We start from the raw sequence: 23,410 nt of genomic DNA on the forward strand, positions 1-23,410 counted from the left end.
ATGTCAAAAGAACTATCACCAAAATACAATCCAGCCGAGGTTGAGGCTGGGCGTTATCAAACTTGGTTAGACCAAGATGTTTTCAAGCCGTCAGGTGACAAGAAGGCCAAGCCTTATTCTATCGTGATTCCACCGCCAAATGTTACTGGTAAGTTGCACCTTGGCCACGCTTGGGACACGACCCTTCAAGATATCATTATCCGCCAAAAACGCATGCAGGGCTTTGATACGCTCTGGTTGCCTGGTATGGACCACGCGGGTATCGCGACGCAAGCTAAGGTTGAGGAGCGCCTTCGTGAGCAGGGCATCACGCGCTACGATCTCGGTCGTGAAAAATTCCTAGACAAAGTTTGGGAATGGAAGGACGAGTATGCGACCACTATCAAGGAGCAGTGGGGCAAGATGGGGCTTTCTGTCGATTACTCACGCGAGCGTTTCACCCTTGATGAAGGCCTGTCAAAAGCCGTGCGCAAGGTCTTTGTTGACCTCTACAAAAAAGGCTGGATCTACCGCGGTGAGTTCATCATCAACTGGGACCCAGCAGCCCGTACAGCCCTTTCAGACATCGAGGTTATCCACAAGGATGTTGAGGGTGCCTTCTACCACATGAATTATCTGTTGGAAGATGGCTCGCGCGCCCTTCAAGTGGCAACAACGCGACCAGAAACCATGTTCGGAGACGTTGCCGTTGCCGTAAACCCAGACGATCCTCGTTACAAAGATTTGATTGGTCAAAACGTGGTACTTCCAATCGTGAATAAGCTCATCCCAATCGTTGCCGACGAGCATGCCGATCCAGAATTCGGAACAGGGGTGGTGAAAATCACACCAGCCCATGACCCGAATGACTTTGAAGTCGGCCAACGCCACAATCTTCCACAAGTCAACGTCATGAACGCAGACGGTACCATGAACGAACTAGCTGGCGAATTTGCAGGCATGGACCGTTTTGCAGCGCGTAAAGCTGTTGTAGCGAAGTTGGAAGAAATCGGAGCCCTTGTTGAAATCGAAAAGCGTGTGCATTCCGTTGGTCACTCAGAGCGTACAGGTGTGCCTGTTGAGCCTCGCTTATCAACACAGTGGTTCGTGAAGATGGATCAATTGGCGAAGAATGCCATTGTCAATCAAGGCACAGACGACAAGGTAGAATTTTACCCACCACGGTTCAACGATACCTTCCTTCAATGGATGGAAAATGTCCATGACTGGGTAATTTCTCGTCAGCTTTGGTGGGGTCACCAAATCCCTGCTTGGTACAATGAGGCGGGTGAGATGTACGTCGGTGAGGAAGCACCAGAAGGAGACGGCTGGAAACAGGATGAAGATGTCCTTGACACATGGTTCAGCTCTGCTCTTTGGCCATTCTCAACAATGGGTTGGCCTGATACAGAAGCAGAAGATTTCAAGAGATATTACCCAACTTCAACCTTGGTAACGGGCTACGATATTATTCCATTCTGGGTGTCTCGTATGATTTTCCAAGGAATTGAATTTACTGGTAAGAGCCCGTTTAAGAATGCTCTTATCCATGGACTTATCCGTGACGAAGAAGGGCGCAAGATGTCTAAATCACTTGGAAATGGTATTGACCCAATGGATGTTATTGAGAAATATGGTACAGATAGCTTACGTTGGTTCTTGTCTAACGGCTCTGCCCCAGGACAGGATGTCCGTTTCTCATACGAAAAAATGGATGCCTCATGGAACTTCATTAACAAAATCTGGAACATTTCCCGCTATATCCTCATGAATAATGAGGGCTTGACGCTAGCTGATGCGACAGCCAATGTTGATAAAGTTGCTGCTGGTGAAGTTGGAAACGTGACGGATAAATGGATTCTCCACAACCTCAATGAGACGATTGGTAAGGTGACGGAGAACTTTGACAAGTTTGAGTTTGGTGTGGCAGGTCACATCCTCTACAACTTCATCTGGGAAGAGTTCGCCAACTGGTACGTGGAATTGACCAAGGAAGTGCTATACAGCGACAACGAAGACGAGAAGGTCATCACTCGCTCTGTTCTCCTCTACACGCTGGATAAGATTCTTCGTCTCCTTCACCCAATCATGCCGTTCGTGACGGAAGAAATCTTTGGCCAATATGCTGAAGGCTCTATCGTGACTGCGGACTACCCAACAGTTGATGCTGCCTTTGAAAACGAGGCTGCGCACAAAGGCGTGGAAAGCTTGAAAGACCTGATTCGTACCGTGCGAAATGCGCGTGCGGAAGTGAACGTTGCCCCAAGCAAACCAATCACCATCCTTGTGAAAACAAGCGACAGTGACTTGGAAGCTTTCTTCAACAGCAATGTCAACTACATCAAACGTTTCACCAACCCAGAAACGCTTGAAATCTCATCACGTATTGCGAATCCAGAATTAGCCATGTCAGCCGTTATCACAGGTGCAGAAATCTTCCTGCCTCTCGCTGACCTGCTCAACGTGGAAGAAGAGTTAGAGCGCCTCAACAAAGAACTCGCTAAATGGCAGAAAGAACTCGACATGGTCGGCAAAAAACTCAGCAACGAACGCTTCGTCGCCAACGCCAAACCAGAAATTGTCGAAAAAGAAAAAGCCAAACAAACCGACTACCAAGCTAAATACGATGCGACAGTAGAGCGTATCAAAGAGATGGAGAAGTTGGTTAGATAAATAATAATATATTAGTGCGATATTAACAATTATTGAAATTTGATATATTATTTTAGGTATAGTGTAAGAAGAGTGAGGAATAAAAATGGAAGAAGAGATTGCTTATCAAATTTTGAACAGACATGAGAACCAGTATTATCAAGAAGACGGTATGTTCATAATTGAGTATAAATACTTTCCTATTGGTAAAAAAGGTAAAGAGTTTTTAAAAGCTTTTAATTTGATTTTTGGTCAACATGGAAAGGAAATTTATTATAATAAAACCCTATATAAAGTAATTAATGGAAGATATGGATTTTATTATGGTGGAATAGTTGATAAATTTTTGAGTGATAATTATGCTAAAGCGTATTTAAAAGAACCAAGCCAAGTTAATGTATCAGCGGAGGGATCAGTAAATATTTCGGCTGACCAAGTAACGATTTACAGTAATTCAATTGCACAAATTAAAACAGAGAGATTTATTTATGCAGAAGAACTAAATTCTTCGGAAAATACTGAATTACTTAATGTGTTAAATCGAATTCTTGAAGAATTGGAACGAGAGCAAAACCCATCTGATGAAAATCTTAGGTTCTTAAGAAAAGTCGCAAAGTCAACTTCAGAATTAGCTGGATTTGCTGCAAATATAATTACTATTCTCAGCCCCTTTTTGTAAAGTATAATAAAAATTCATAATCGAAAGGCTGTATTTTTTGAGATATATAAAATAAATTTTAAAAGGCATTAAAACTGCAAAAATTCAGTTTATAATTTATAGATATTTAAATTTATTGAGTATCCAAGAAGTTGGATTATCTACTTTACATCCCTCCTAATATATTAGATAATAGTTCTATCAACTAGATAGGACTATTTATTATGGGATCAGCTTTTGAGGCTCAGTTGTTGGAGTCGATGCGATTTGGGTTTATTGATCGGGTACGGTTTCGAGATGTGACCTATGCGCCCAAGATTTTGATTAATAATGCTGAAGAGAAGCGGTTTGTTCTGACGGATTTGCAGGAGGAGTTGCTTAAAAGTAAGGCTTTTTACTTTTCGGTTGCTTTTGTGACCCAGTCTGGGATTTCTATGATTAAGGCGCAGTTGGCTGATTTGGCGGCGCGTGGTATTCAGGGGAAAATCTTGATTTCGCCTTATCTTGACTTCAATGATCCTTTGGCCATGTATGACTTGTTGAAATTGCCAAATGTGGAGGCTCGAATTTCTCAGGAATCCATGCAGTTGCATTCTAAATATTATTTGTTTGAGCAGAAAAATAAGCAAGTCTTGATTGCTGGGTCGTCTAATTTAACAGCGACAGCCTTGAAGCAAAATTATGAGTGGAATATCAAGCTCAATTCAACGGATAATGGGGATTTGCTTTATCAGACCAAGCAAGAATTTGACCGTGTTTGGGAATTATCTAGACCATTGACAGCTGAGATTATTGAATCCTATAAACGAAAACGGAAGTCTGTTATTCAGGTAACGACCTTTGAGGAAGAGCCAAAAGCAGACTACCAAGTCGGCAAGATTGAGCCGAATAAAATGCAAAAAGAAGCGTTGGTTGGTTTACAGCAAGTGCGTGATAATGGCGCTCAGAAAGCTCTTGTGATTTCTGCGACTGGTACAGGAAAAACCCATTTGTCAGCCTTTGATGTTCGTCAGGTCAATCCGGAACGCGTGCTCTTTATTGTGCACCGCGAACAGATTTTAAGCAAGTCTTTGGAAAGTTTTCAACGCGTTCTTGGCTTTTCTGACGATGAGGCTTGCCTTTATAAGTCAGGAGTGGACATTTCAGGGAAAAAATATATTTTTGCGACCATTCAAACCTTATCCCGTGATGAGCACTTGCAACGCTTTGCGCCTGATTTTTTCAATTACATTTTGATTGACGAAGTCCATAAGGCTGGCGCAGAGTCTTATAAGAAGGTGATGAATTACTTTACTCCAGATTTCCTTTTGGGCATGACGGCGACACCTGAGCGGACAGATGGGCAAAATATTTATGAGCTATTTGATTACAATATTGCCTATGAAATTCGTCTGCAAGATGCTATGGATGCGGATTTGCTTTGTCCGTTCCACTATTTTGGTGTGACCGATATTTTGGTGGGCGGTGAGCTCATTAGCGAAAAAGAAGATTTCTCAAATTTGATTTCGGCTGAGCGTGTCAACCATATTATTGATAAAATTACTTATTATGGACATAGTGGAGCGTCTGTGCGTGGCTTGATGTTCTGTTCCAGTAAGAATGAAGCAAGAGAATTGTCTCTTCTCTTAAATCAAAAAGGTTTTCGTACACAGGCCTTGACAGGTAATGATAGTCAAGCAGTCCGTGAAAAGGCAGTGCAAGAACTTGAAAATGGTGAACTAGATTATCTACTCACAGTTGACATTTTCAATGAAGGAATTGATATTCCAAGTGTCAATCAAGTGGTCATGCTTCGAAATACGGAATCAAGTATCATTTTTGTGCAACAACTGGGGCGTGGTCTACGTAAGCATAACTCAAAAGAGTATGTGACGATTATTGATTTTATTGGGAATTATCGCAATAATTATTTGATTCCAGTAGCTTTATTTGGCGACCAGTCCATGAACAAGGATAATTACCGCCGTGAAGTGCGTGAAGCCAATCTCATCAGTGGTTTGACAACCATCAATTTTGAAGAGGTCGCTCGCAAACAAATTTTTGATTCCATTACCAATACCAGTCTATCCAGCATGAAAATTCTGCGGGACAGTTACATTGATTTGGAAAATAAATTAGGTCGTCAACCGTTTTTGAAAGACTTTGTAACCTATAACGGAATTGACCCGTTAACGTTTTTTGATAATAATGCCTTCACAGACTACGCGGATGTGGTGAGCAAGTTTAGTGATAAGAACGTGCATTTTGAAGAGATCCCTAAAAACTTCCTATCTTTTATCACCTTTGAATGTTTGAGTAGTAAACGCCAGCATGAACTTATCTTGTTGCAGTTGCTCCTTGAAAATGATGGTCAGATTTCATTTGACGCCTATTTTGAAACCTTGATTGCCAATGATTTAGATATTTCAAGCGACGTGATTGCCTCTGTGGAGGGGGTATTGAATTTAACCTTTCTCAAAGCACAGGAGCAAAAACGTTTTGGTACAGATTCATTGGTAAGCAAAGATAATGAAGTTTATCTGCTGAATGAGCAAGTTTTGGAAGAATTGCAACACAATCCAACTTATTTAGTATTCTTTAGAGATGTGATTGAGACTGGTTTGCTGAAGTCTAAAGACTATCCACAGGTATTCACACTTGGGCAGAAATATTCTCGTCGTGAAGTCCTCAAATTACTGAATGTTAAACGGGATGAACCACCACTTAATATTGGTGGCTACAAAATTGATAAGGATACCAACTCTTGCCCGATTTTTGTTACCTATCATAAGAGTGATGACATTAGCGATACCATCAAGTATGAAGATGAACTTCTCAATGAATCGACCTTGAGATGGTTCTCTAAAAATAAGCGAACCCTAGAATCTCCAGATGTGAAACAAATTATTGATTCCAATGAAAATGATTTGCGCTTGGAATTATTTGTTATTAAGGATGATGCTGAGGGTGGAGACTTCTATTATTTAGGGCCTCTGGATTATATTGAAGGCAGTGCTGAGGAGATGGAGAGAGCAGGTGAAAGTGTTGTGAGTATGCTTTTTACGCTCAAAGATCCTGTCAAAACTGACCTGTTCCACTATTTAACGACAAAATAAAAATGAGGTTCAGATGAATCTCATTTTTTGCTTAATAAGTCAACAGCAGGACGATCAACAGGTGCCCAATCAAGAGTGTGGAGCAGGCTAGGTTCTAACCATTTGGAGTCTTGGTGTTCTAATAAAGTTAACTGTTCAGATAAGAGTTTTGCCTCAAAAGTCTTCATAACAACAGTTCCGAAGTCATAGTCGTAAGAAGCCTCATTGATATAGCTCAACACTTCAATATCAGCATTGAATTCCTCTTTGATTTCACGGACAAGTGCTTCCTCAGGAGATTCGCCCTCCTCTAATTTCCCACCTGGAAACTCCCAAAAGCCAGCAAGTGATTTCTCTTCAGGACGCTGTGCACAGAAGTATTTCCCATCCTTCAAAATAGCAGCAGCAACGACGTTGATAATTTTTTTCGACATGGTGTTCTCCTTTGTTATAACACTATCATATCAAAAAAACTGGTTTATTAACATAATAGTTAGTAACTTTAAAAAAATATTGTTTTTTGTAGCGAAATTTTATAAAAATGGGTAAAATAGAAGAAAAAGGAGTCGAGGTACTATATGGGATATCCAGTGTTTGATGAATCGCAGGGACAACAAATTGTAGATGCTATTTTGAAGGGGTATAAGGCATATTTGGATGTACGGCTGAAGGCAAAGGAGGAGATGATAGTCTCTGCAGGTTTTGCATGGACAAAGCCTAATTATATTGATGATGCTGTTTCTAAAGCAAACTTACCATTTATAACAAATGATACCGTTCAGCATGCAGGTCAATCTTGGGAATATATCGAGTTTGAGAGTGAGAATACAGGCTTGGGTAAGGTATTACTCATTATCAAGGGCGAGGCTCGCTTGAAACAAAATTTTCCAAACGTAGCAAAGGAAAAGGACGGTTACTTATTTGATCTTGCTGAAATCAATAATCGCTTTATTGCGGAGCAAATTAAGATTGATAATCATTCTAGTGAGCTCAAATTAGATAAGATTCAGTTAGAGCTTATTCAAGATGAGCAATTTGAAGCCTTAACTCACACCGAATCAACTTTTGATAATTTTTTGATTATAACACATCAAGTAGATCAAAGTTACCAAATGACAAAGATTCAAGTAGTGATGCCAGATGCACGTTATGGGAAATTATTGGAATTGCAAGATCTATCCGAATATATCAGTTCAAGTTCAATCGATTTCAATGATGAGAAATACCATAAATTTACAGACTTGTCTGATATTAACGATATCGAAGAATTTGGTATTCTACCACGTGTAGCTATTCGAAAACAAGGATAGTTGCTTTAGAAAGGGAATTTCCATGTTTAATGGTCATATTTTGGAAGAGTTGCGGTTGTTGCATGGGTTGAAGCGCTCAGAGTTGGCTGAGAAATTGCAGGTGAGTGAGCAGGCGATTTGGCAGTTTGAGAACCAACAGACAACACCTAAAATGAAGCATTTGATGGCTCTGGGTCAACTTTTTCATGTAGCGATTGATTATTTTGATAAAGTAGAGCAACCGTCTCAATTTGATTTGAGTCGGATTGCTTTTCGGAATGCGGATTTGGAGACGAAAAAGACCATCCGAATTCAAACGATTTACCTTGAGAAATTAAATCAGATGATAGATTATTTGGAGCAGTTTGTGGAGATTCCGCATCAGATTATTTATGACTTGTGCGAGAACACCAACCATCTTTTTCAAGAGGGTTTGGCGATACAAGAGATAGCGATGATGGCTCGTAAGGTGCTAGCGATTGCTTCGGACAATAGTAATCTTCTCTATCATTTGGAGAAGTCTGGAATCTATATTTCAGAACGATTGATCAATGGGCAAGCAGATGCTTATAGTGCGTGGTCAAAGAATGGACGTCCCTTTATCATACTCGGAGTTGGAAAATCATCTGTCCGTCGTAACTTTGATTTGGCGCATGAGTTGGGTCACTTGTTACTGCATCAACAAATTGATTTTGAAGAGCTTTCAGTAGCTGATTTAGAGGAAAAAGAAAGAGAGGCAAATCGGTTTGCTTCCTATTTCTTGTTGCCAGAAGAAGAGTTTTTACGAGATTTTCATGATTTGGTAGGTAAGCGAGTGAGTAATCCAGATCAGTATGTCCTTTTGAAGCAGAAGTATCATGTCTCCATTCAGGCTTTGGAATATCGTGCTTACAAATTAAGTTTGCTGACACCACAGCAGAATGCTTATTTTTATAGACAGATTTCTAAAAAAGGTTATAAAATTGTTGAGCCCTTAGATACGGATATTCCGATAAAACATCCAAGCAAAATCAGAAGTATTTTGGAAGTGATTTTATCGCATAATTTATTGACCTTACCTGATTTGACAAGATCTCAGAAAGCTTCTACACAATACATCAGTCAATTATTTGGCTTTGATGACCAATTTTTTGACCCCTACCGTGAAACTGACACAAGATTTGATAACGTCATTCCTTTATTTTCGAGGAAAATGGGGTAGTTAAATAAGCATTCAAAAAGTTGTTGTGACGTTATCTATCTAAAATAAACATCCCACGAGGTAATTTATGTCAGAAGCAATCATACGTTTGGCGAGTCAGGGGAGCTTGGAGGAGGAGTTAGCTGAGTTAAAAGTGCAACTAGCTGCCTTGCTGTCTGAGCGAGACGACCTATTGCTCCATGTTTGTAAAAATATTGAGATGGATTTTATGCTCAAGATTGGTCGGTTTGAGTATGAGGCTTTTCAGGCGCAGTGTGATTATCTGCGGGCAAAGCGGAAATGTGAATTACTTCAGGCCTTGAAAAATCGTCAAGAGACGGTTGATTTAGATGAGATTGAACGTCTTTTGGATGAGGAATTAAAAGAGTACATGGAGCGTTTGAAACTCCAGTTTGAGGAGATTGCAAAAGCGATTGAGCGCAGTCAATACACTGCTTTGACAGAGGACGAGACCAAAGATTTAAAGCACTACTATCGCCAGATTATCAAGTGGCTTCACCCAGATTTGCATCCTTGCATTTCATATGAGGAGTTGAAACTATTTCACGCGGCTGTGGCAGCCTACGAGGCGGCTGATTTAGAGACGGTTCAGATGATTTATAATTTGCTAGTGGATAGGGGAGATGGTGATATTTTCGGTAGCCATACGCTCTTGAAAAAGCGGATTGAGCAGTTGAGAGTACAAATTCAGCAACTAGAAGAGCAGATTGAAAACATCAAGTCTAACTATCCCTACATTTACAAAGATCTTTTGCAGGATGAGAAATGGGTAGCGGAGCGTCAGGAAATGCTGAAGAATGCCAAGGTAGATTTTATTAAAGCAAAAGAAACCTACGACAAGAGAATAAAGGAGTTGTTGCGTTAGATGGACTTACAGAAGATAGATAAGGGAAATGATCTAGTCAGTCTTTTTCACCAAAAGGGTGGCGAAGTGGATTTTGCTCTGCCATTTGAACGAGATATCTTCCTCTTTGATACCTATGTCGCAGGTGTTATGCATGTTGAAAATTTTGAAATGATTGAGCCAGATTTGAAAAATGGAGTGGAATTAGTCTTTCTCAGAGAACCCAATAATCCCTATGATGCGGAAGCTATTATGATTCAAACCCAAGCAGGGCAGAAAATTGGCTATGTCCCTAAAAAAGATAACGTCATCTTTGCCCGCCTTATGGATGCCGGCAAACTCCTCATCGGCAAAATCCAAGAGAAAACCCAAAAAGGCAAATGGACCAAGATTGACATTGGCATCTATTTGAGGGATTAACCGAAATCTATCGCATACAAGTGAGATGAAAAGCAGACATCCATCTGCTTTTTTCTTACTCTTAAAACGTTTTCATGTTACAATGCTTTTAAGTAAATCAAAGGAGTGATGAGATGGTAATTGGGCATTATGATGCAGAAAAAGAGCTTACTCAGTCGTTAGAAGATCATTTATTCAATGTTGCGATTGATGCAAGAAATAGAGCAAAGGAGATTGGTCAGGGGGATGTCCTCTTTTTGCTGGGATTATTTCATGATTTGGGAAAAGCAAAGCAGGCGTTCCAAGATAAGCTGTTGAAAGATCCGACTAAGCAGGTGGATCATTCTTCAGCTGGTGCGACCTATTTGTACCAAAAGATACAGGCACATTTAGGAAAAAGAGGTTTGGGTAAAAAGGGCTGGCAGTTGTTTGCGGATGTTGTTGCCTATGTCATTTCTGCTCATCATGGCATGTATGATTTGTATGCTAAAGATGCTAGTAAGCATGGCTTTAATAAACTGAGAAGTAGACTTGATGAGGCTTCTAAAGAGGCCAGTTTTGATCAAGAGGTTATACCGTTTGCACTTGAGTTGGAATCTCAGCTGTCGCAATACGGTTATCTGACTCTCAATCAGTTAATTGAAGCTGCTTTTAGTGATTTTGAACAGGCTTTGGAAAAATTGTCTTGTAAAGATGCAAGTGAAAAAGAATTTTACGCTGGCTGTTTTGTTCGTTTGTATTTATCTTTTTTGAAAAATGCAGATATCTTAGATACGGTAAATGCTTATGAAGCAGTCATCGAACCTGAGAGTGAAGATAGTAATGCGCAGCTTCGTCAGTTATATTTGCAACGAGTGGAAGAGGTGTATCAACAATTTGGTCAACCGACAAACCGCTTAAATCAAGTAAGAACAATGATTGCGGAGCGTATCAAAGAGCGAGGTCAAACAGATATTGCTGGTATTTATCGCCTCAATCTCCCTACAGGTGCAGGAAAGACGAAATCGAGCTTACGCTATGCTGTTCACCAGATGGCACATCAAGGTAAAAAACGTTTCTTTTATATCACCGCTTTTCTCTCAGTCTTGGAGCAGAATGCGGCGGACATTAAGCAGATAATCGGAGAAGAAGGTGTACTCGAGCATCATTCGAATGTTATCAGAGAGAAAGAATACGACCATGAGAGTAGAGAAGAGTTGATGCAGGAATATCTCTTAGAGAGTTGGGACAGTCCAGTAGTCTTGACGACAATGGTGCAGTTTTTCCAAACACTGTTTAAGACTAAATCTGCCAATATCAGACGCTTTTCGAGCCTTGTCAATAGTGTTATGGTCTTAGATGAAGTTCAATCGCTCCCTATCGAAGTGACAACTCTCTTCAATTTGAACATGAACTTTTTGAGCAGTGTGATGAAAACAACAGTCATTCTATGTACCGCGACCCAGCCCACCTATGATGATGACAGTTTAGAGCATCGTATGGTTTATGGCGGGAAAATGGCAGAGCAGGCTGATATTGTGGCATTGGCACAGGAAGAACGTGCTGTTTTTGAGCGAACAGAGTTACGGAAATTAGAAGAAGCTGATGAGAAAACAAGCTTAGCTGATGTTGCTCGGTTTGTATTATCTCAAGAGGAATCAACTCTGGTCATTTTGAATACCAAACCAGCAGTGTCAGATTTTTATGGATTGTTAGCGGAACAGACGGAACGCCCCCTCTATCAGTTATCAACCAATATGTGTCCTAAACACCGTTTGGATAAGATTGCTGAAATGAAAGAGCAGTTGAAAGAAGATGTTCCAATCATCTGTGTCAGTACGCAGTTGATTGAAGCAGGGGTTGATGTTGATTTTGCGCGTGTGGTGCGGTCTTATGCAGGAATTGATTCAATTGTCCAAGCCGCGGGGCGTTGTAACCGTGAAGGCAAACGAGATAAGGGACAGGTGACACTGGTTCAGTTGATGAATGAGGAAGAAAATCTATCTCATCTTAAAGAAATTAAACATAAGAAATCTGTTACAGAGACGATTTTGCGTCAAAAGACTTCTCCGATTGTTGTAGCTACGCTCAATGATGAATTTTTCAAACGCCATTATGCTAATTATGGTGATACTGTGGATTACCCGATAGGAGATAATCAATCAGGCTATGATTATTTAAGTCATAATGAGTTTTCGGGTCCAGAAAAAGGTAAGCTTCGGCAAGCTTTTAAAACAGCAGGTCAGGCAATTGATTTAATTAAGGATGATAGTATCGGTATGATTGTCCCTTATGGAACATCCGAAGAACTGCTGGCAGAGTTTGAAACTTTTTTAGAAGAAAATCCTTATCCTGATGCGGAGGGCTATGCTTATATCAAGAAAACCATGAAACAGCTACAACTTTATACCGTTAGTGTGCGAGAGAAGTCCCCATTTTTGAGCCAAGCCAAATCCTACCTTGACGGGCAAATATTGATTTTGCCAAAAGAATTTTATGATGACGATTTTGGCATAAAAAAAGAAGCAGATAGTTTACTCATGTTTTAAAGAGTAGTACCTGCTTTATTGATAACAATATAATTTCAATCCGCATAGTTTACTATGATAATATCATTATATCAGCAATGAATATCAGAATCAACATTAATAACTATATAGAATAAAAATTTGACAACCTGTAAGAAAACGCTTACAATACATGTATAATCAACTTCAAGGAGGATTCATTGTTGTCACAGTCGATTTTTCGTTTTCTTGAGACACTTGTTAATCAGTTGCCAGCAATTTTGATTGCATTGGCAACTTTGATAAAAGTGGTATCAAGGAAAAAATAATCTGTAAAATATGGGCCCTATTTTAGGATTGGAAAAATAACAGACAATAAATGATTAGTGGGGAAGGAGAGAAAAAGTGTATCGTTCTAGAAATTTTTACATTAGAGTAAGTGGGAATTTGGCCCTGTTTACCAATCCTGCTACTAAAGGCGGTGGCGAGCGTTCGAGTTACGCTATACCAACTAGGCAGGCTCTACAGGGAATAGTTGATGCCATTTATTTCAAGCCAACGATTACCAATGTGGTGACAGAGGTGAAAGTTTGTAAGCAAATTCAAACAGAGCTTCATGGTGTGAGAGCCTTGTTGGCTAATTACAATGCCGATCTGAGTTATGTCTCTTATTTAAGTGATGTAGACTATTTGGTGAAGTTCCATTTTGTGTGGAATGAAAATCGTCCAGATTTGCTTCACGATCGGTTGCCGAACAAACATGAAGCGATTATGGCACGTTCTATTCGCAAAGGTGGGCGTCGCGATATTTTTCTTGGAACACGTGAGTGTGTTGGCCTCATAGATGAAGTCAGTCAAGAAGAGTATGAGGCCGCATCAGTTGCTTATGAAAATCAAACCATTGACTTTGGTATCATGTTTCATTCCTTTAAATATCCGACGGATAAGACAAAACCACTGAAATCTTATTTTACGCATACGGTTATGGAAAACGGTGTTATCCAATTTAAGGAACAAGAAGAGTGTGAAATCGTCAATACCTTGTCTAGTTATACCTTTAAAGAACCTGGACAAATCAAGTTGGTTAATGACGAATTTGATGCTTATCAGGCTGATGAACAAGCAGAGGAAGGAGGGCATTGATGGATTTCTTTACATCATTACTAAAATCCTATGAAAGTGCAGAACAAGATGGCTGGGTCGACAATGTTAAGAAGAGCGGCAATATCCTGCTTCCCATTTATCATACCAGTTTACGCTCAACAGGTAAGAATGTGATTTCTGTGACGTTGGATAAAAATGGACAGGTACTATCGGCAGAAATTTTGGAAGCAGATGTTGTAATTGTCTTTCCGGTGACATCAGATTCTGTGGCTAGATCTGGAAAAAATCCGGCGCCTCACCTACTTGTTGATAAATTTTCGTACTTTGTAGCGGCGGAAAATCAAGAGCAGTATGACACCTACCATAAGCAGTTAAATCAATGGATTGAAGCTTGTGAGGCAGGAAATGTGAGAGAGTATTTACAGCTTATTCAGAAAGCGATTTTGCAACCGGACTTTTCAGCCAAAGTGATTAACTTGCTGTTCGATGGTGATTATCATCGTGAGGGACTTGTCATTACTCAAGAGGTAGATGGTAAAGGAGATAAAAAAACGGATTTATCCGCCTACTTCTTAGAGTTTTCGATTGTTGATTTTGTTGGTGTCAAGACAGTTTCAGTCACTCATTTTAAAGAACTTCATCAGGCTTATATTGCTTATGTTGAGTCTAATCAAGAGGATTTAATTACTTGCAATATCAGTGGACGCAAGGAAGTTTTAGCAACTAAACACCGTGGCTTGATTGGCAATGCTAAATTGATATCTGTTAGTAATAACAATGAAGCCTATAAGGGCCGTTTTAAAGTGCGTGATGATGTCTTTACGGTAGGAAATCAAACATCTGAAAAAATTCACTTGATGGCTAAGTATCTTCTAGAAAATGAACATACCCATGCTTGGCTTGGTGGGGGGCAGCATCTAATCAACTGGTTTAGTGATGACTTAGCGAATGATAGTCAATTGACTGTAACGGAACCGTATAATAGTATCTTTGAGGAAGAAGATGAGGATGATGTTGATACACCGAAATTTACGATTTCAGAGCGAAATAAGGAAATCAAGGCATCCTTTATTAGAGGTAAAAAACAGTTTGAGGATGCCTCCAGTTATTATGCCGCTATTTTAAATAAAACCAATGATGGTCGTATTGCACTCAAGTATTTTAGACAACTAAAAGCCTCTCAATTGCTCGAACGTTTGGATCAGTGGCAAGCGAGTTACTCTTGGGAAAGGCGTCGTAAGGATGGTAAGTACTACCCTTATACGCCAAATATGATGGAAATTATTTTGGTAGCTTATGGGGTTGATCGTGGTCGTTTTTTAGAATTGGATAATGACAATTTCAAAAGTGATCAATTTCAAAAATTAGTTACCTGCTTAATTGATGGCAAACCAATTCCCTCTTCTATCGTGAAAAAGTTAGAGGACAACATTAAGCAACGTCAAAAGTATCCTAAACGTTGGTATCAAGTGCAACAAATTAGCTTGGGAATTTTACACAAACAACATGAGGAGGAGTTTTCACCGATGCTAGATCATACGAATCAAGAGCGCTCATATCTGTTTGGCCGTTTACTGGCAATCTATGAGTTGATTGAAAGTTTACGCTACAAGTTAGATGGTAGTGATAGTGGGCGTATTACCAACGCTGAGCGGTATTGGACAGCCTATACAAATCAGCCGACAAAATTGATGATGTTACTCGAAAATAAAATTAAGCCTTACGAAGAGACCTTAAAATTAAACAATCACGGCAGTTGGAGCAAGTTAAATAAAGAAAAAGAAGAAATCATGATGTTTTTGAATCTGTTGATTGATAGTGAAGGGATGGAAAAACCATTGGATTATCGGTTTATGTTTGGCTATTATGCGGAGAAAAAATTTTATTATACCAAACAAACAGTAGACGTAGTGGAAAGTGAGGATTAGGTTATGTTGGAACACAAAATTGATTTTATGGTAACTGTTGAAGTGCGTGAGGCAAATGCGAATGGGGATCCATTGAATGGTAATATGCCACGCACTGACGCCAAAGGCTATGGCTTGATGAGTGATGTGTCGATTAAGCGTAAAATTCGGAATCGTCTTCAAGATATGGGACAACCAATCTTTGTACAGGCTAGTGAGCGGATTGAAGATGAGTTTCGGTCACTTGAAAAACGTTTTTCTGCTCATTTTGTAGCAAAAGATAAGGATGAAGATATTGAACAGAAAGCTAACGAGCTTTGGTTTGATGTCCGTGCCTTCGGACAAGTCTTTACCTATTTGAAAAAATCGATTGGAGTTCGTGGTCCAGTTTCTATTAGTATGGCGAAGTCTTTGGATCCTATTGTCATTTCAAGCCTTCAAATCACGCGTAGTACGAATGGTATGGAGCCTAAAGGAGATAGTAGCCGTTCTTCTGATACGATGGGAACAAAGCATTTTGTGGATTATGGGGTTTATGTCATCAAAGGCTCTATCAATGCGCATTTTGCTGAAAAGACTGGTTTTAGTGAAAAGGATGCCGAAGTAATTAAACAAGCCCTCGTTAGTCTTTTTGAAAATGATGCCTCCTCAGCACGTCCCGAAGGGTCAATGCGTGTCCGCGAGGTCTTCTGGTTTACGCATTCTAGTAAGTTAGGAAATGTATCCAGTGCGCGTATTTATGATTTATTGGTTGCGGATAAGACCAAACAAGATAAGTCTTCTTATGAAGACTATGCGATTCATTTGGATCAAGAGAAATTAGCAGAATACCAATCAAAAGGTTTAGAGGTTGAAATTCTAGAAGGGCTCTAGTATGGTTTATGCAGAGGATGATTATCTGATGTTATCAGGTATCCAGCATTTTCAATTTTGTAAACGCCAGTGGGCATTGATTCATATCGACCAGCAATGGTTGGATAATGAAGCAACGGCTCACGGTCAGATTCTGCATACAAAGGCAGATAATCCTTTTATCAAAGAGAAGCGAAAAGATATTTTCGTGTCACGAGCGATGCATATTTCGTCAGCTCAATTAGGATTGTATGGGATTATGGATGTTGTGGAATTTTATCGAGATGATGCTGGTGTCAGTATTAAAGGTAAACGTGGGAAATGGCTTCCCAAAGTGGTTGAATATAAGCGTGGAAAGCCGAAGTCAGACACAAGAGATATTGTTCAATTAGTTGCGCAGACCATTTGTTTAGAGGAAACTTTGGGGTGCAGAATCGATGAAGGAAGCCTTTACTACCATAGTGTCAATAAAAAAGTGACGGTACCTATTACGGAAGTTTTGCGGCAAGAAGTTCAGGTGTTGGCGAATCAAATGCATGAACTTTATGAGTCAAAGAAACTGCCAAAGGCTGAGTATTTTAAAAATTGCCCATTATGTTCATTAGTAGATATCTGTAAGCCAAGAATCAGTAAAAAGGTGCGGAGCGTTGAACGTTATATCGCTGATGCAATCAACAGTGAGGAAATTGTATGAAGAAACTTCTAAACACGTTATATTTGACTCAAGAAGACTTTTATCTAACGAAAGAAGGTGATAATATTGTCATTAAAAAAGATGGCAGTGTCGTTTCACGTTTTCCATTTCGAATCATTGATGGGATTGTGTGTTTTTCTTATTTAGGAGCATCGCCTGCATTGATCAAACTTTGCACTGAAAATCAAATCAACCTGTCATTTCATACCCCGCAAGGACGATTTTGTGGTCGTTATGTTGGCTCAACGAATGGCAATGTCCTTTTAAGGCGTGAGCATTACCGTTTAGCAGATCGTGAGGAGTCTTTAGAGTATGCCAAGCGATTTATTTTAGCCAAGATATCAAATTCTCGAAAATATTTACTTCGTTTTAGACGAGATCACCGAGAAAAGATTGATGGGAGTTTGTTTGAAGAGGTTAATAGTGAGCTGACATGGGCGCTTGAATCGGTGCAAGTAGCCGATAATAAAGATTCTCTTCGTGGGATAGAAGGCCAGGCTGCTAATCAATATTTTCGAATCTTTAATGATTTGGTGTTAACAGATAAGGAGACCTTTATTTTTGGTGGACGAAGTAAAAGACCGCCATTGGATTGTATCAATGCCTTGCTGTCTTTTGGGTATAGTCTGTTAACTTATGAATGTCAATCGGCTCTTGAGGCCGTTGGACTAGATAGTTATGTTGGATTTTTCCATACAGATAGACCTGGTCGAGCGAGTCTTGCTTTGGATCTTGTGGAAGAATTTCGTTCTTATATCGTCGATCGCTTTGTATTTTCAGTGATTAATAAAGGTCAGTTGACAAAGAAGCATTTTGAATTTAAGGAAAATGGTAGTATTTTGTTAACTGAAAAAGGTCGTGCGACCTTTATTGAATTATGGCAGAAGCGTAAGCATGTGGAAGTAGAGCATCCCTTTACCGAAGAGAAAGTAAAGTTGATGTTGTTGCCTTATGTACAAGCGCAGCTTTTAGCTAAAGCGATTCGCGGAGATATTGACAGTTACCCTCCCTTTATGATTTAGGAGAATGATATGATGGTTTTAGTGACGTATGATGTCAATATGAGTACAGCAGCAGGAAGGAGGAGATTGAGACAGGTAGCAAAGCTATGTGTTGATTATGGTCAGCGCGTGCAACATTCAGTTTTTGAATGTTCTGTAACGCCAGCTGAATTTGTTGATATTAAGCATAAGTTGACAACGATTATTGATTTGGAAATGGATAGCATCCGTTTCTATCTGCTGGGAAAACATTGGCAAAATCGTGTTGAAACTTTAGGAAAATCGGATAGTTACGATCCCGATTTAGGGGTATTACTATTATAAAATCAGTCGATGCGACTCTTAGTTACTCATAAAATGCTGGGAGTCTCGCGCAAAAATATGGTAAAATAATAGAGAAATGACTACATTTAGAGTGAATTCACTCAAGTGTACTTCTGTCATTTCTCTATAAACTGTGCGTTTTCGCACAGTCGCACCCTTCGCGGGTGCGTGGATTGAAATAACACTTGGACGTGCTGAACCCTGTGTGACCGTGGTCGCACCCTTCGCGGGTGCGTGGATTGAAATTAATTGTTGCAGCGACATTATTTGCGATGTTATTGTCGCACCCTTCGCGGGTGCGTGGATTGAAATATTTATGTTTCCTTCCTAAAATCTGGGTGTTCTGTCGCACCCTTCGCGGGTGCGTGGATTGAAATAAGACCGTGTGTATTAACGAGTGCCATGTTCATTGTCGCACCCTTCGCGGGTGCAGTCATGTTGGCATAAATTAGATTTAACCCTAGACGGGACACAATATACAGAAGATTTCGGTGACATGTCGGTACCTTATTACAATGCTGTTCTGGATGCTTACCAAAATGTGATTGATATTGCTGAAGGGAATGATGCTTTCTTTGAGTCTGTCAACCAAGAGTTGAGGCATATTGAGCAAGCTAGTCAAGGAACTGGTTGGGGCTTTGAAGAAGGAGTCATGGGCATTTTCTGTCAAATTGCTTATAAGTATGATGAAGAGGATTAATATTTGGAACAATTCATGGAAAAACTTCTGGTAGATTAGCCTGTATCAAGGCGAAATATCTCTACTATAGTTCACAAGTGCAGTTGCTATTACAGTATCAAGATAATGGAGAGTGCGTTCTAATCAGCGAAAGTGATTTTCAAAAACACTTTATGTCTAGGCGCTCTCAGTTAACGACAGCTGGAAAATTAAGTATATACCGTTCCCTATTTAAAGGACGCGATGATGTGCATGCCAAATCCTATCAGAATGAATTAGGAAGGCTGCAGTATTACCCCTCATATCAGTATGGCTGGAAGCAGTTGCCGGTTGATAAACGTCTTTGCGAACCATTGACATATGAGGTGCTGAAAGCCCATTTTAGAGGGGAGACGAGTATTGGTCTTTTTCCGATTTTAAAAGACGATACTTGCTCTCTATTAGCAATCGATTTTGATAAAGGAGATTGGCGAGAAACTATTCGGGTTCTGAGAAAAATAGCAGGCGCTTATGGAATTGACTTACATGTGGAAATTTCTCGTTCAGGAAATGGGACACATGCCTGGTTTTTCTTTGAAACTTTGATTTCTTGCCGAGAGGAGCGTTTATTTGGTAAAAAATTATTAGCATTAGCCATGCAGGAATCTCCTAAAGTGTCCTTTGATTCGTTTGATCGCATGTTTCCAAATCAAGACCGCCTGCCAAAAGGAGGATTTGGAAATTTGATTGCTCTTCTTTTACAAGGCAATCTTTTCAAGAAGGTAAGCGCGTATTTGTTGATGAGAGTTTTGTTCTTTATGCAGACCAGTGGCTTTATCTTCAAGAATTGACACGAGTAAGTTATCAGAAAGTTCAAGAGATTAATCAGTTGTCTCTCAAGATACATTTTGAAAAAGAGCCATTAGAGGTTCACAAAGGGCGCGTTTTAACGATAGATAAAAATATATTATCACCACAGGCGCTCTTTTATCTGAAAAAGTTAGTCTCTTTTTCTAATTCCGAGTATTATTTAAAACAGGCAATGAGACAGCCGACTTACCAAACACCAGAAACCAGCTATCTGTTTGAAGAAGATGATAAACACTTGTATCTTCCAAGGGGACTTGTTTCAAAGATTCAGGAAACCTTTCCAAAGTTAACACTTATTAAACAAGAGTGTATTGAGAATGAGGTTAGGGTATCTTTTACAGGGGAGCTGAGATTTAATCAAGAATTAGCGCTATCAGATATGTTGGGGGTAAAAAATGGTGTTCTGTGTGCAGGAACTGGATTTGGAAAAACGGTTTTGGGTTCAGCACTCATTGCCAAGCGACAAAGACGAACGCTAATCTTAGTTCATAATCGGCAACTGCTAGAGCAGTGGATAGAGCGCTTAGGGCAATTTCTAGTATTTGATGAAGAAAAAGCGGTGCGCTACACGCCTTCTGGTCGAGAAAAAATCATAGGGCACGTTGGTCAATTTGCGGGAGCTAAAAAGTGGCGAACGAAATTGGTTGATGTCGCCATGATTCAATCACTGATGACGGCTGATAACCTTGAAGAGTTATTGTCTGATTATGATGTGATGTTAGTAGATGAATGCCATCATGTGACCGCAGCGATGTTTGAAAAAGTAGTAGCTAGTTTTTCTGGAACCTACCTTTATGGATTGACGGCAACTCCAGAACGAAAAAATGGTCATGAACCGATTCTTTTCCAACGTATTGGTCCTATTTTGCATACTGCTAGCGAGGAGCAAGTTGATTTTGAGAAGCAGCTATCACTTCGGTTTACTGATTTTGGAAAATATGATATTCAAGATAAAAAAAGTACAAATTTTGTGGACCTCTGTGATAAACTAGTTCAATCATCGTCTTGCAATCAATTACTGATTCAAGATATTCGAGAAGCATACCAGCAAAAGCGTCATATTCTAGTATTAGCCAATCGTATTGAGCATTTGAACATTCTTGAACAGGGATTGAGTGATGCAGGCATATCCTCTGTTTTTGTCATGAGTGGTCAGACAAACGTGAAAGAAAAACAATCTATTCTAGCCCAAATAGAACAATTAGATGATGCGGAGCCATTTGTCCTCATATCAATTGGTAAGTATGTGGGAGAGGGATTTGATTTACCAAAGTTGGACACGCTTGTTTTGGCAAGTCCTTTGTCTTGGAAAAATAATCTGATTCAATATGCTGGTCGCATCCATCGTCCATATTTAGGGAAGAACTTAGTCACAATATATGATTACGTTGACATTCATGTCCCTTACTTAGAAAAGATGTTTCATAAGCGACAAGTAGCTTATCGAAAGATGCGCTATGTGACATCGTCTAAACAGGAAAATCAGAGTATTTTTGACCGAGTTTCCTATGAAACTGCTTTTGTAAAAGATTTGCGACAGGTTAAAAAAGTGACGATTGCGATAGCTAAAGGTCATCAGTTGAAGCTACAACAATTACTGGGGCTGATTAAAGGAGCAAGTCTAGATATTTATGTGACTCGAGATAAGAAAAATCAACCCTTAATACAGCAGCTAGCAGGCACAGGAATCTCTGTTTATGAGAGGGATTCCCCATTGCCAACATTTACCATACTTGATGAAGATATTGTTTGGTTTGGACAGTTGCCAATGTTCACCCAGCAATACGGCAAAGAGGCCCCAATGTTTCTTCGCATTGAAAGTGAGAAACTAGTCCAAGAATTTAAGAATATTCTTGAAAGTTAAAATTCTTATGTAGATAAGTTAAGGCATGAGACTGAGTCGAATAAACTCAATCTCATGATTTTCCATTTTTAAGAAATAGCAGAGCAGTAAAAAGGAAGGAAATTACACACAGTTTTAGACTAAGACCACTTCGAAAGCTAAAGTGGAACTTACTTTGGGAAATTACCCTCTCTGCGTTGTAAAATGAAGTGCAACAGAAAAGACATGTTCGTCTGATATACTAGAATTCCCCCAACTCAGTATAGAAAGCAGATGAACATGTCCACTAATCATTCTACCAAAAATCGATCTTATTCACACCTCTCAGCCTCTGAGCGAGGAGAAGTTAGTACCTATCTCAAGATGGGTAAGAAAACCGCTGAGATTGCTCGCCTTCTAGGTCCTCATCGCTCGACGATCAGTCGTGAAATCAAGCGTGGCAGCGTCGTTCAAGTTCAAGATAAGAATGGAAAACTCTTATACTCAAATGTCTACTTTCCAGACAGTGGTCAACGTGTCTATGAGACCAATCGACAAAATAGTACTTATTGCAAACTAGGAAATTGTTCCAAGACCTTCTTTGAGAAGTTGGACAAGACTTTGAAATCCCAACCTCGCTGCCACAGTATCGATACCTTTGTCCAAACCTACAAAGAGGAACATCCGTTTGAAGTCATTCCTTCAACCAAAACAGTGTACCGTTACATCAAAGATGGCCTGTTGACGATTAAACCAATTGATTTACCTAAGATGGTGAGCATCCGAAAACGGTCTAAAGTCACATCTAAGGTCGCAAAGAAAGTCCTAGGTAATTCCATAGAAGAACGTCCTGAGTCAATTAACGACCATCCTACGTTTGGCCACTGGGAGATTGACCTTGTACTCGGTAAGAAAACCAAGGGTGAAGCTGTTGTTATGACACTAGTCGAACGTCAAACCCGTTTCGCTTTGGCGTGTAAGCCACCTAATAAGCAAGCTGAAACCAAACCATCAATGAAGCTGTCAAAGAATTCTTGTCTGAGTATCCAATTTTTTCTATCGCATAAGATAATGGCTCTGAGTTTAGTCTCTTAGCTGACTTAGAAGGTGTTGACATTTATTTCGCTCATCCCTATTCATCCCATGGAAGAGGAACAAATAAGAATTTCAATGGTCTTTTGAGAGAGTTTCTCCCAAAAGGACAGTCGCTCACCCCTATGACTGATGAAGAGCTTGCTGGTTATATCTCAGCTATCAACGAGAGGCTTAGCCGACTTTACCACTATAAAACTGCAAATTTTCTGTTTGGGCTAGCCTAAAAATGGAATACTAGTCTACCCACGAACTTGTTGCACTTGACTTGACAATTTGCTAAAATTCCAAAAAAAAGAAAAAATTTAAAAAAAGGTATTGACAAGACGAGGATATATTTGGTAAGATATATGAGTTGTCTCGTGAGAGAGAAAGGCAGATATAGGAAAAAAACTAGAAAAAAATAGTTGACACCGTTAGAAATATTTGCTAGAATAAAGGAGTTGTCTCTAAGGAGAAGTCCATTGAAAACTGAACAAGACGAAGCAAGTGCGGGTTACGGAA

General features: G+C 39.8%; 18 protein-coding genes and 1 pseudogene. 18 read left to right on the forward strand and 1 reads right to left on the reverse strand.

The window, feature by feature from the left end; all coding sequences use genetic code 11:
- The 3 genes from ACFPQ3_RS03960 to ACFPQ3_RS03970 all read left to right on the forward strand — a co-directional run bounded on the left by ACFPQ3_RS03960 (position 1) and on the right by ACFPQ3_RS03970 (position 6,384).
- Positions 1–2,652 carry a valine--tRNA ligase gene (locus ACFPQ3_RS03960; protein WP_156806132.1) on the forward strand — a complete coding sequence of 884 codons (2,652 nt, stop codon included), beginning with the start codon at positions 1–3 and terminating at the stop codon, positions 2,650–2,652.
- Positions 2,653–2,737: 85 nt separating this feature from the next.
- Positions 2,738–3,310, forward strand: a complete 573-nt coding sequence (locus tag ACFPQ3_RS03965; protein WP_156806133.1) for a hypothetical protein — start codon at positions 2,738–2,740, stop codon at positions 3,308–3,310.
- Between the two features lie 203 nt (positions 3,311–3,513).
- Positions 3,514–6,384 (forward strand): DUF3427 domain-containing protein, encoded by a 2,871-nt coding sequence (locus ACFPQ3_RS03970; RefSeq protein ID WP_156806134.1) that lies wholly within the window; start codon positions 3,514–3,516, stop codon positions 6,382–6,384.
- A gap of 20 nt (positions 6,385–6,404) precedes the next feature.
- On the opposite strand, the gene ACFPQ3_RS03975 is transcribed toward ACFPQ3_RS03970, so the two are convergent.
- Complete coding sequence (locus tag ACFPQ3_RS03975; RefSeq protein WP_156806135.1) at positions 6,405–6,797, reverse strand: (deoxy)nucleoside triphosphate pyrophosphohydrolase; 393 nt, start codon at positions 6,795–6,797, stop codon at positions 6,405–6,407.
- Positions 6,798–6,941: 144 nt separating this feature from the next.
- Between ACFPQ3_RS03975 and ACFPQ3_RS03980 the strand changes: the two genes are divergently transcribed.
- The 15 genes and pseudogenes from ACFPQ3_RS03980 to ACFPQ3_RS04050 all read left to right on the forward strand — a co-directional run bounded on the left by ACFPQ3_RS03980 (position 6,942) and on the right by ACFPQ3_RS04050 (position 23,133).
- Positions 6,942–7,673: a spr1630 family ClpXP-sensitive toxin gene (locus ACFPQ3_RS03980; protein WP_156806136.1), complete on the forward strand. Its 732-nt coding sequence runs from the start codon at positions 6,942–6,944 to the stop codon at positions 7,671–7,673.
- Positions 7,674–7,695: 22 nt separating this feature from the next.
- Complete coding sequence (locus ACFPQ3_RS03985; protein ID WP_156806137.1) at positions 7,696–8,853, forward strand: spr1629 family repressor/antitoxin; 1,158 nt, start codon at positions 7,696–7,698, stop codon at positions 8,851–8,853.
- Positions 8,854–8,920: 67 nt separating this feature from the next.
- Positions 8,921–9,718 carry a hypothetical protein gene (locus ACFPQ3_RS03990; protein WP_156806138.1) on the forward strand — a complete coding sequence of 266 codons (798 nt, stop codon included), beginning with the start codon at positions 8,921–8,923 and terminating at the stop codon, positions 9,716–9,718.
- Positions 9,719–10,117 (forward strand): HIRAN domain-containing protein, encoded by a 399-nt coding sequence (locus tag ACFPQ3_RS03995; protein ID WP_156806139.1) that lies wholly within the window; start codon positions 9,719–9,721, stop codon positions 10,115–10,117.
- 113 nt (positions 10,118–10,230) lie between these two features.
- Positions 10,231–12,624, forward strand: coding sequence for a CRISPR-associated helicase Cas3' (gene cas3 / locus ACFPQ3_RS04000; RefSeq protein WP_156806140.1), 2,394 nt, complete (start codon positions 10,231–10,233; stop codon positions 12,622–12,624).
- Positions 12,625–12,987: 363 nt separating this feature from the next.
- Positions 12,988–13,725: a type I-C CRISPR-associated protein Cas5c gene (gene cas5c, locus ACFPQ3_RS04005; RefSeq protein ID WP_156806141.1), complete on the forward strand. Its 738-nt coding sequence runs from the start codon at positions 12,988–12,990 to the stop codon at positions 13,723–13,725.
- Positions 13,725–15,614 carry a type I-C CRISPR-associated protein Cas8c/Csd1 gene (gene cas8c, locus ACFPQ3_RS04010; RefSeq protein WP_156806142.1) on the forward strand — a complete coding sequence of 630 codons (1,890 nt, stop codon included), beginning with the start codon at positions 13,725–13,727 and terminating at the stop codon, positions 15,612–15,614. The genes cas5c and cas8c overlap by 1 nt, the downstream gene beginning before the upstream one ends.
- Before the next feature lie 3 nt (positions 15,615–15,617).
- Entirely contained in the window at positions 15,618–16,466 is an 849-nt protein-coding gene (gene cas7c / locus ACFPQ3_RS04015) for a type I-C CRISPR-associated protein Cas7/Csd2 (RefSeq protein WP_156806143.1), read from the forward strand.
- 1 nt (position 16,467) lies between these two features.
- Positions 16,468–17,139, forward strand: a complete 672-nt coding sequence (gene cas4 / locus ACFPQ3_RS04020; protein ID WP_156806144.1) for a CRISPR-associated protein Cas4 — start codon at positions 16,468–16,470, stop codon at positions 17,137–17,139.
- Complete coding sequence (gene cas1c / locus ACFPQ3_RS04025) at positions 17,136–18,161, forward strand: type I-C CRISPR-associated endonuclease Cas1c (protein ID WP_156806145.1); 1,026 nt, start codon at positions 17,136–17,138, stop codon at positions 18,159–18,161. The genes cas4 and cas1c overlap by 4 nt, the downstream gene beginning before the upstream one ends.
- 9 nt (positions 18,162–18,170) lie before the next feature.
- Positions 18,171–18,464: a CRISPR-associated endonuclease Cas2 gene (cas2, locus tag ACFPQ3_RS04030; protein WP_156806146.1), complete on the forward strand. Its 294-nt coding sequence runs from the start codon at positions 18,171–18,173 to the stop codon at positions 18,462–18,464.
- 496 nt (positions 18,465–18,960) lie between these two features.
- On the forward strand, positions 18,961–19,164 hold the full coding sequence (locus tag ACFPQ3_RS04035) for a hypothetical protein (protein ID WP_156806147.1): 204 nt from the start codon (positions 18,961–18,963) through the stop codon (positions 19,162–19,164).
- A gap of 152 nt (positions 19,165–19,316) precedes the next feature.
- Positions 19,317–19,973 (forward strand): TOTE conflict system archaeo-eukaryotic primase domain-containing protein, encoded by a 657-nt coding sequence (locus ACFPQ3_RS04040; protein ID WP_232323210.1) that lies wholly within the window; start codon positions 19,317–19,319, stop codon positions 19,971–19,973.
- A 38-nt stretch (positions 19,974–20,011) separates the two neighbouring features.
- Complete coding sequence (locus tag ACFPQ3_RS04045; protein WP_380433613.1) at positions 20,012–21,856, forward strand: DEAD/DEAH box helicase; 1,845 nt, start codon at positions 20,012–20,014, stop codon at positions 21,854–21,856.
- Between the two features lie 258 nt (positions 21,857–22,114).
- A pseudogene (locus ACFPQ3_RS04050) lies at positions 22,115–23,133 on the forward strand (IS30 family transposase).
- Positions 23,134–23,410: the final 277 nt, after the last annotated feature.

The sequence above is a fragment of the Streptococcus caledonicus genome, from assembly GCF_042656225.1.
GTDB classification, from domain to species: Bacteria; Bacillota; Bacilli; order Lactobacillales; family Streptococcaceae; genus Streptococcus; species Streptococcus caledonicus.